Source organism: Streptomyces sp. ActVer, from assembly GCF_027270795.1.
GTDB classification, from domain to species: Bacteria; Actinomycetota; Actinomycetes; order Streptomycetales; family Streptomycetaceae; genus Streptomyces; species Streptomyces umbrinus_A.
This window is the reverse complement of sequence record NZ_JAPWHT010000018.1, coordinates 39,157-49,610: the sequence shown is the minus strand read 5'-3', so window position 1 is coordinate 49,610 and position 10,454 is coordinate 39,157. Positions and strand designations below refer to the sequence as shown.

Annotated in this window: 6 protein-coding genes; 4 read left to right on the top strand and 2 right to left on the bottom strand. The window is 70.2% G+C overall.

Annotated elements, in window-relative coordinates; genetic code table 11:
• The coding region (locus O3Q52_RS05345; protein ID WP_269647622.1) for a helix-turn-helix transcriptional regulator at positions 1-1,030 on the bottom strand (1,030 nt) is incomplete at its 3' end.
• Between the two features lie 59 nt (positions 1,031-1,089).
• Positions 1,090-4,782, bottom strand: coding sequence for a S8 family serine peptidase (locus O3Q52_RS05340; protein ID WP_269647621.1), 3,693 nt, complete (start codon positions 4,780-4,782; stop codon positions 1,090-1,092).
• Positions 4,783-5,041: 259 nt separating this feature from the next.
• On the opposite strand from O3Q52_RS05340, the gene O3Q52_RS05335 reads away from it, so the two are divergent.
• The 4 genes from O3Q52_RS05335 to O3Q52_RS05320 all read left to right on the top strand — a co-directional run bounded on the left by O3Q52_RS05335 (position 5,042) and on the right by O3Q52_RS05320 (position 10,446).
• On the top strand, positions 5,042-5,491 hold the full coding sequence (locus O3Q52_RS05335; RefSeq protein WP_269647620.1) for a hypothetical protein: 450 nt from the start codon (positions 5,042-5,044) through the stop codon (positions 5,489-5,491).
• A complete protein-coding gene (locus O3Q52_RS05330; RefSeq protein ID WP_269647619.1) occupies positions 5,488-7,230 on the top strand; it encodes a cell wall metabolism sensor histidine kinase WalK in 1,743 nt (580 codons plus the stop codon). Before O3Q52_RS05335 ends, O3Q52_RS05330 begins: the two co-directional genes overlap by 4 nt.
• Before the next feature lie 326 nt (positions 7,231-7,556).
• Complete coding sequence (locus O3Q52_RS05325) at positions 7,557-8,633, top strand: lytic polysaccharide monooxygenase (RefSeq protein ID WP_269647618.1); 1,077 nt, start codon at positions 7,557-7,559, stop codon at positions 8,631-8,633.
• A gap of 589 nt (positions 8,634-9,222) precedes the next feature.
• On the top strand, positions 9,223-10,446 hold the full coding sequence (locus O3Q52_RS05320) for an RNA-guided endonuclease TnpB family protein (protein WP_269647617.1): 1,224 nt from the start codon (positions 9,223-9,225) through the stop codon (positions 10,444-10,446).
• Positions 10,447-10,454: the final 8 nt, after the last annotated feature.

The following is a 10,454-nucleotide window of genomic DNA, read 5'->3' as shown; positions in this document are numbered from 1 at the left end:
ACACCCAGCCCCGCTGGGCGGCCCGTACGCCCAGCTGGAATCTGCTGGCCGCGCCCAGCCGTTCCTGGAGTTCGCTCACCCGGCGTCGCAGGGTTCTGAGGCTCACGCCCAGATGGCGGGCCACCGCCTCGTCCTTCATACCGGCCGCCAGCAGCCGGATCAACACCCGCTCGCCCTCGGGGAGTTCACCGTTCCCCGCCGTCTGGCCGAGCGGTGTCGCCTGCTGCCAGGCCATTTCGAAGAGCTTCTGCAGGGCTTCGGTGACCGCCGAGTGCCACACCACGACGGCGCAGTAGCCGCCCGCCGCCGAGGCGGTCAGCGGCAGCATCGCCCGGCACCCGTCGACCACCAGCAGTTTGAGGGGCACGGACGGCAACACCCGTGCCTGCTCACCGAGTTCCACCATCTTCCAGGTGCGGGACAGTATCTTCGGGTCCTCCAGGGCCGTCGCCGCGTACACCCCACGAGAGACGATCCCGCGGCGCAGCAGATCGGCCTGGAGATCCGCCTGCGGTGCCGGCGGGGCGAGATACGGCGGCGTGTCGAAGAGGCACACCTCCCGCTCGGCGCGTGCGTACATCTCCTCCAGACGTGCCGCGATGGCGCCTTCGCCGGAGGCGACCTCGATCAGCCGGGACGGTTCCTCCCGCAGCAGCCCGGCCTCGTACGCGGTGCCCATCTCCTCGGCGGTGGCGGCGAGCAGTTCGGACTCCGTCTCGCGCCGGCGGATCAGCGCGCGCACCGCGACCCGTGGGTCGACCGCCCGTAACCCGCCCATGGAGTCCGGCGGCTGGAGCAGCCCGAGCCCGAGGAGTTGGTTGCAGGTCTCGCGCACCTGGGCCGGCGAGGCGCCGGTCAGCAGGGCCCAGCCGGCGGCACCGGCGTCGGGCTGATGGAGGATCGCCTGGTACACCCGCTCCTCGAAGGCGGACACCCCCACCGCGGCCCAAGGGCTCGCGGCAGGGGCGCGTCCCGCCGTGTTCTGTCCCGCCGTGTTCTGCCCGGCCGTGCCATATGCCGTGTTCACCATGGCTCGGCACGGTAGGCGATCTTTGTTAACTCTGCTGTCGTACCGGTCCGGGCCGCCGTCTACTTCAGGCCGAAGGCCCGCAGGACGGTCTGGTCGACCGTGTTGCCCTCCCGGTCGGCGGCCCGTACGCGCAGGGACACGAACTCGGCGCCCTTCGGGTGCTTCAGTTCCGCCTTGCCGTCCCGGACCTTCACCGTCTTCCAGGACGCGCCGTCGTCGTACGACACCCAGGCCTTCAGTTCACGGGCCGTGATGCCCGACTTCTGGTCCCGCACGGAGAGTTCGAGCTTCGACTTCCGCTTCGCCTCCGCCCGGTTGAGCAGGTCGAGCCCGTCCAGGCCGTAGTCGACGGAGAGCAGCGGCAGCGCGGTCTGCTGGTTCGTGTGCGCCGACGCGAAGGACCATTCGGTGTGGGTGCTGGTGGAGTACGTGGCCCAGCCGGCCTTGCGCTGCGCGTCGAGCACGAAGCGGTACGAGGCCTTCGTCGCCGGGACGTCGAAGGTGCCGTAGCCGCCGAGCACGCTGTTGCCGACCAGCTTCCCGTCCGCGTACAACGTGCCCTTCGCGGTGTCCTGGGCGCCGTCCACACTCGCGTAGTGACCCGGTGTCGCGTCGCTCAACTCCGGCACCCTGAGGGCGAGTTTGTCACCGGTGCGCTGGGAGAGGCCGTACCGCTCGCTGGTCGCCGGGCGGACGACCTGCCGCAGCCACTCCTCGCTGGGCGCCTTGCCCGCCTTGTCGAAGGTCCGCAGGTCGTTCCACTGGCCCCTGTTGGTCTGCCAGTTCGGGGAGACGGTGTTCCAGATGCGGGTGTCGGGATCCACGTTGTAGTACTCGGTACGTGTCGTGCCGAGGGGGACGTACTGGCTGGTCTCGATGGCGGCACCCTGCCACGGGCGGTACCGGTAGACGGCGTCCCTGCCGACGTCACCTTCCCGGCTCCCGTGGTAACGGACCTTCTGCTTCACGGTGGTGGAGCTGTTCAGTGCGTACGTCTGGTTCTTCGAGATGGCACCGGTCTGCGGGAACATCACGTTGTAGACGTACGGGCTGACCGCGGTGCCGTCCAGTTTCAGCGTGACCTTCTTCCCGCTCTTCAACAGCGCGCCGAGCTTCGCGCCGTCCTCGCCGGTGGCGACCATCAGCGGGATCGTCGTGCTGTCCACCCAGGAGATCCAGTAGCCGGGCTTCTCCTGGTACGCGATGACGTAACCGGCCCCGGCCTTGGTCGCGTTGGCCACCGCCTCGTCCGCCGTCTTCCCGGCGGCTAGCCGGACCACCGCCACCTTGCCCTTGACGTCGAGCCCCTGGAAGTCGGCCGCGGTGCCGCTGCCGGCGTCCACCGCCCGCACCGTGCGCTTACCGTTGATCTTCACCGGAAGGCTCTCGCTCTGCGAGTAGTCGAGAGGCAGCGCGTACTTCTCGGGGCTGCTGACGCTCGCCGTCAACTCCTTCTCGTACAGACGGAACTTGGGGGCGAACTCGAACAGGCCCTCGGTGACCTTCTCGGTCGGAGCGACATAGACGCGGTCGGTCCACCAGTTCTGGGCGTAGGTCGCGCCGAAGGCGGTGCCGGGCCCTTCGCGGTGCCACGAGGTGCTGAAGCTCTGGAACTCGGAGTTCTCCTTCGTCCTCGGCTTGATCTCGACGGCCTTGCGGGCGTCGAAGACGACCTCGGTGTCCTTGTCGACCTTGATCTCCGGATCACCGACGACGGAGGTCGCGACCTCCAGTCCGGCCGCGTCCCGTTCCGGGATCCAGGTCGCCATGGAGTACGTACCGGCCGGCACCTTGAAGGTGTAGCCGCGGCCGAGGAACCCGTGGGTGTCCGGGTACGCGCCGTTCAGCTCCTGCAGCACGAAGAGCGACGCCGAGGTCGACGGCTGGCCACTCCGGTTCACCAGCGAGACCTTCAGGTCGTAGGTCTTCGGCAGTTTCTCGAAGCCGACGGCCGTGGTGACCCGGACGCCGTCGGCGCTCGCGGTGACATGGCCCGTGTACCGGCCCTCGGTCTCCTCGGCCGGGTCGACCGTGACCGCGACGGTGGCGGTGCCCTTCGCGGGGACCGTCACGACATCCGCGCCCAGGGCGGCCTCGGTGAGCGAGGACGCCAGCTTCAACTCCACTGCCTTGTCGGTGGTGTTGGTGTACGTGATGTCCTTGCTCGCGGCCTCGGCTCCGTCGGCCTCGTATTGGCCGAAGCTGAGCGCCGGGGTGGCGAAGACGCCCTGCCCGACGGCCCGTACGGCGTCGACGCGGCCGTCGCCCTGCTCGAACACAGAGGCGTCGGGGCTGGTCTCGGCAGTGGTGGCCAGGGCCTGCTTGATCTGCTGTCCCGTCCAGTCGGGATGCGCCTGCGCGACCAGTGCCGCGGTGCCCGAGACATGCGGGGTCGCCATCGACGTGCCGCTCACCCTCGTGTAACTGTCGCCGACAGGCGTGCTGCCGGGCATGTTGGTTCCCAAGGCACGGGCAGCCGCGATTCCCACGCCCGGCGCGGTGATCTCCGGCTTGATGGCGGAGTCGCCGAGCCGTGGCCCGCGGCTGGAGAACGAGGCCAGCTTGTCGGACTTGTCGACCGCGCCCACGGTCAGCGCGGAGTCCGCGATACCCGGGGTGCCGAGGGTCTGCTCGGACGGGCCGGAGTTACCGGCCGCGATCACGAAGAGAGCACCGGTGGACGCGGACAGCTCGTCCACGGTCTCACTCAGCACGTCGGAGGGGCCGGACGCGTCACCGCCCAGCGACATCGAGACGATCTTCGCACCGGAGCGCGCGGCCCAGTCCATGCCGTCGAGGATCCAGGAGGTCTGACCGCGGCCGTCGTTCGCCAGCACCTTGCCGACCAGCAGCTCCGCACCGGGTGCCACGCCCTTGAGCCTGCCGTCCGAAGCCGCGCCCGAGCCGGCGATCGTGGACGCCACATGGGTGCCGTGGCCGTGACCGTCCTGCACGGCCTCGGTCGGCACGAAGCTCTTCGTCTCCGCGAGCTTCCCCGCCAGATCCGGGTGGCCGGTGTCCACGCCCGTGTCCAGGACGGCGACCTTGACGCCCTTGCCGTCGTAGCCCGACTGCCACACCTCGGGCGCGCCGATCTGCGGGACGCTCGTGTCGAGGGACACCTTCACCTTGGCGTCGAGCCAGATCTTCTTGATGCCGTCGCCGAGTTGCCGCGCGGCCTTCGTGGTGGGTCCGGTGCCGAGCGCGGGGGCGATGTCCGCCCAGAAGGCGGTGGACTTCCTCGCGCTCAGCGCTGCTCCGTCGATCCCGGGCAGGGCGAGCGTGCGGCGTGCGCCGTCGGGCGTCGCGCTGCCCTTGGTGTAGGTGGCGATGAGCGGGGTGGTGCCGGTCGTGGAGTCGGTGTACCCCTGCTTCACCAGCTGGGTGATGTTGAACAGGGCCGGATCGAGGCGGCCCGCCTGTACCAGCGGGAGCGCGTCCGCCGGCAGCACGCTGATCTCGCCGTCGCGTTCGGTGGACAGGAAGGTGGCGGCCTCGCGGCCCTTGCCGCGCCGGACGTCGACGGCGTGCTTGCCGTCCGGACCGGCGGTGAGGGACACGGTGTCACCGGTGATGAGGGTGACGGTCTGTGTGGTCCCGGCGCGGGTTTCCGCGCCGGTTCCCGCACCGGTCCTCGTGGTCGCGTCGGACTTGGTGACCGGGTCTCCGGGACCGGCCGTCGCGGGCGTGACTGCCCCCGCGAGCAGTCCGGCAGCTCCGGCCACGGCCCAGAGGGCGTGGTGTCTTCGCATGGGTGGACGTCCTCCCCTGAACGCTGACAAACGCTTCCGGCCTGGTGGGCGGAAGCCAGTGATCAGAGTGGGCGCCGTGCGGCAGGGGGCTCAAGGGATTCGCGTGGCCGAGGAATGCCAATGCCCCTTTTGGCCAGGGGAGTTGGCGGGTGCGCTACGCCCGGGGACGGGTCGCCGTCTGCCCGGGCCCACCGGGTCGCACGGCTGCGGCTCAGGCGGAACACAGGGTTCTGCCAGCGAACCGGGACAGGATCAAGACATGTCTGGCATCCGAAGGGAGCACGTCCGTGTGCTGAACGTCGACGACGAAACCGGCCACACGGGACCGCGCTCCGCGGCCGGCACGGGGTCCGTTGCCGCGGCGGGCACTGGGTCCGTCACCGCGACCGGTGGGCGGCCGTGCCGGGTGGCGGACGGTGCGCCCCTGCCGCGCGTCGCGCACAACGGCAGCGCGCACGGCGGCAGAGCGCACATCGGCATCGCGCGCAACGGCATCGCGCGCAACGGCATCGCGCGCAGCCGCATCGCCCGCGGCGGCGTCCCGCATGCCGACGTCCTCGACGGAATGCGACACGACACAGCTGGGCCTGCGCACCGCACGGCCGGGCAGGAACCCCGCCCGGACGGACTCACTTCGGCGCCGGCGCCGACGACCCGCTCCGGGCGAGGTGCCGAGGATGACGGCAGATCGACGGAGGCCGGGAGATGAGTTCGCGGCTGCGGCTGCGGCTCCGGCTCCGGCCTCATGGGCGGTCGCAGCGGGACCGGCCCCCGCGCGGGCGCTCGCTGCGGGCCAGCCTTCCGCTGCTCGTCGGAGTCACCCTCGTCGCCGTGTGCGCGGTGACGGCGCTCACCGTTTTCCTCGTCCAACGCGCCTATCTGCTCGGTGACCTGGACCAGCGCGTCACCAACGCCGCCGAGCGCGTCCAGGTCGGGACCCAGGGCACGACCCGCGGTACGACTCAGACCGGACCGGCGGCCGACACGGACCTGGCGTTCCCCGACCAGCGAGGTCAGGCAGTCGGCACGATCGCGGCCACGCTCGAAGCCGACGGGTACGTATCGGCCGCCCGGGTCGTCCCCCAGGACGGCGACCCGCGAAATCTCAGCGCCGCCCAACGCGCCGCACTCGACGGCATCGAGGCCGACGGCTCCCTGCACACCCGGACCGTGCCCGGCCTCGGCACCTACCGGGTCACCGCCCTCGCCGACAGCGGGCAGGCAGTCCTCACCGGCCTGCCGATGGACGGCGTACGGGACATGATCCGGAGCCTGGTCGTGACCGAGACCGTGGTCGCCGTCGCCGCACTCGCCGCCGCGGGCTGCGTCTGCGCGGTCGTCATCAGGCGCCAACTGCGGCCGCTGGGACGGGTCGCCGCCACCGCCGCCGAGGTCTCCCGCTCGCCCCTGGACCGGGGCGAGGTCACCGGCCCGACCCCCGCATCCGGACTCACCCGCGTATCCGAACGGGACACCGACCCCGCCAGCGAGGCGGGCCAGGTCGGCGCCGCGCTCAACCGCATGATCGACCACGTGGAGTCCTCGCTCGCGGAGCGGCAACGCGGCGAGGAGGAGATCCGCCGCAGCGAGGAACGCGTACGCCGCCTCCTCGCCGACGCCAGCCATGAACTCCGTACGCCGCTCGCGGCCATCGCCGGATACGCGGAACTGATGAACCGAGGCGCGGGCATGATCGAGCCCACGCTGGCCTGGCGCAGGGTCTCCGCCGAGTCGGCCCGCATGACCGGCCTCGTCGAGGACCTGCTGCTGCTTGCCAGGCTCGACGAGGGACGGCCGCCGCGCGCGGCCGAGGCGGACCTCGCGGCCCTGGTCGCCGAGGCGGTCTGGGACGCGCGGGCCGCCGGGAGGGACCACGACTGGCAGCTCGGGCTGGTCCTCGACACCCCTGCGCTCGTCGTCGGCGACGAGGCCCGACTGCACCAGGTGGTGGCCAGTCTGTTGGCCAACGCGCGTATGCACACACCTGTGGGCACGACCGTCGTCACCTCGGTCGAGGCCACGGACGAGCGCCGCGTCATCCGGGTACGCGACAACGGCCCCGGCATCCCGCCCAACCTGCTCCCCAGAGTCTTCGAACGCTTCACCCGCGCCGACGTCTCGCGCTCCCGCCCGGACGCCAGGTCCGGCGGCTCCGGTCTCGGCCTCGCCATCGCGGCGGCGATCACACAGGCACACGGAGGCCGGATCGGAGTGGAGAGCGAGCCGGGACGCACGGAGTTCACCATCGAACTGCCACCCGTCGGGATGCCCCAACTGCTGTCCGTGGACACGGTCTCGGCCCCCTCACAGCCGCAACCCCAGCACCCGCACCCGCACCCGCAGCGACCCCCGCACTCGCCATCACAGCAGCAGCCGACGCAACCGCCGACGCGCTCATCGGTACGAGCACCTGCCCCGGCATCCTCACAGGCCCAGACCCGTTCCTGACACCAGGCACTGGCCCAGGTTTCCTGACACCGCCTCATCACCCACGTACCGAGAACGGCGAGCCTCCCAGTCGTCGCCCGGGCCGCACCCGCCCGGGTGCGGCCCTTGTGCGCCAGCCGTTTACAGGTGTAGAGGTCCGCGCTAGCGTCAAAACCACGTGGGGTGGGAGCGCTCCCACATCGGTGGACCGGAACCCGCCCAGGGTTCGCTCCCATCTCGCGCATCCGCACACGGACGCCAACCGCACACGGACGGCAACGGACACCCCACGCCCCCTGAACGAAGGGACGGTCAGATCTGTCATGGTCCTGACAAGCCCATCGCCCATGCCCACCCCACGGCCCCCACGGCGATTACCGCTCCCCGCCCGCGGCAGAGCCTTCCTCCTCATCCTGCTGGCCCTGGTCGTCACGATCCCGGCGCTCGGTCTGGTCGTATCGGCCGGCGGCGAGGCGAAAGCCCACGGCACCCCCATGAAGCCCGGCAGCCGCACCTTCCTGTGCTGGCAGGACGGGCTCACCGACACCGGTGAGATCAAGCCGATCAACCCGGCCTGCAAGAAGGCGCAGCAGGTCAGCGGCACCACCCCGTTCTACAACTGGTTCTCGGTGCTCCGCTCCGACGGCGCGGGCCGCACCCGCGGCTTCGTGCCCGACGGCGAGCTGTGCAGCGGTGGCAACACCAACTTCACGGGCTTCAACTCCCCCAGCGCCGACTGGCCGTTGACCCATCTCACGTCGGGCGCGACCGTCGACTTCTCCTACAACGCCTGGGCCGCGCATCCGGGTTGGTTCTACGTCTACATCTCCAAGGACGGCTTCGACCCGACCAAGGCACTCACCTGGAACGACATGGAGGAACAGCCGTTCCTGAGCGTCGACCACCCGCCGCTCAACGGCTCCCCGGGCACAGTCGAGGCGAACTACTCCTGGTCCGGTCGGCTACCCGCGGGCAAGTCGGGCCGTCAACTGATCTACATGGTCTGGCAGCGCTCGGACAGCGCGGAGACCTTCTACTCCTGCTCCGATGTCGTCTTCGACGGCGGCAACGGAGAGGTGACGGGCATCCGCGACCCGGGCAACCCGACCGAGCCCCCGCCCGGCGCCTGCTCCGCCACCCGCCGTACGACGGGCAGTTGGTCCGGCGGCTACCAGTCCGAGGTCACCGTCACCAACAGCGGTGAGGTGCCGATGCTCGGCTGGATGGTCGACTGGACACTGCCGGGCGGCCAGTCCGTCGCCAGCCTCTGGAGCGGCAACGCCACGTACAGCGGCCAGAAAGTGATGGTCCACAACGCCGACTGGAACGGGTCGCTCGATCCGGGCGAGAGCGCCTCGTTCGGGTACGTCGTCCAGGGGTCGGGGGGTGATACGGCGACCGCCCTCGCCTGTCGGCCGGGCTGAGCCGGTCCGGGCCGGTGAACCTGTGACTCCACCTGCTCGGACTCCACCTGCTCGGGGCGGACCCGGTGGCCGTAATCCACCGGGTCCGCGAGCCGGGCAGGTTCGGGGGAAGGTCTGCCCGGATGGAAAATGGCTTGTGCGGACCAGAGGACGCGACAACGTTGTCGAATGGTCTGGCCGAGACTCTACTCCTCCAACGGACAACGCTGTCAAACCTGTTGGGCCTTGAGGCGTCCGAGTGTCGGCCGCGCGCGTCCCTCGGAGGGCGGGCGCCCTTCCGTGGTACAGGTGCGGCACGCTACCGGGATTCATTCGCAGTGCATCGGCCTTCAGGCCGCTGGTGAAGCGAATCTGCCATCGTGACGCGGAGCGGCACGGACGCTGTCCTGCGGAGCAGGAGAGCGCAGGCGTCCGTTTATGGCCGACGCGGAGCGTCAGGGGCCCTGATCCGGCGAAGTCCGGGCAACGTCTCCCCCTGTCCGGCCTGTCCCGCCCGTCCGGCCCGTTCCGCTCCTCCCGGTTCAAGGGAGTACCGGCCGTTCATATGTTCCCTCTGGTGGCGGGTGGCGCTCGTTCGTACGATCACCGCATGCAGCTTCGGTACGCCTTCAGGCTGTACCCGGAACCTGGCCAACGCACGGCGCTGGCCAGGGCGTTCGGGTGCGCCCGCGTCGTGTACAACGATGCCGTGCGCGCCCGCGAGGACGCCCGCAGGGCGGGCGAGGCATTCCCCACGGCGGGTGTGCTGTCCCAGAAGCTGATCACCGAGGCCAAGCAGACACCCGAACGGTCCTGGCTGGGGGAGGTCTCCGCGGTCGTCCTCCAGCAGTCCCTGCGCGACGCGGAGGCCGCCTACAAGAACTTTTTCGCCGCCCTCAAGGGCGAGCGCCGGGGCGCGAAGACCGGTGCGCCCCGCTTCAAGTCCCGAAAGGACACCCGTCAGTCGATCCGCTTCACGGCCAACGCCTGCTGGTCGATCACCGGTTCCGGGCGGCTGAACCTTCCCAAGGTCGGCGCGGTGAAGGTGAAGTGGTCACGAGTGCTGCCCGCACGGCCCTCCTCGGTCAGCGTGATCAAGGACGCGGCCGGACGGTGCTTCGCCTCCTTCGTCATCGACACCGACCCGGCCGCCGACGCTGCCTGGATGCCCGACGCCAACCACACGGTTGGCATCGATCTGGGCCTGACCCACTTCGCTGTCCTCTCCGATGGGACGAAGATCGATTCCCCGCGGTTTCTGCGCCGGGCGGAGAAGAAGCTGAAGAAGGTCCAGTGGGAGCTGTCCCGTAAGCAGAAGGGGTCGAAGAACCGGGAGAAGGCCCGCCTGAAGGTCGCCCGCGCCCACGCACAAGTGGCCGATGCGCGCCGCGAGTTCCACCACCAGCTCTCCACGAAGCTGATCCGCGACAACCAAGCGATCGGTGTGGAGGACCTGGCGGTCAAGGGACTGGCGCGCACCCGACTGGCGAAGAGTGTGCATGACGCGGGCTGGACGCAGTTCGTGCACATGCTGGAGTACAAAGCCGTCCGGTACGGGCGCACCCTGGTGAAAATCGGCCGGTTCGAGCCGACCAGTCAGGTGTGTTCGGCGTGTGGGGCCAAGGACGGCCCCAAGCCCCTGCACATCCGGGAATGGACCTGTGCCGCCTGCGGTGCGGTGCACGACCGGGACCACAATGCCGCGAAGAACGTGAAAACGGCCGCCGGACTGGCGGTGACAGCCTGTGGAGCGCAGGTCAGACCAGGACTCGTCCTGGCACAGCGCGACGAAGCAGGAAGCCACGGATTCCCGTCCGAACCCCGTGCCGCGTAGCGGCACAG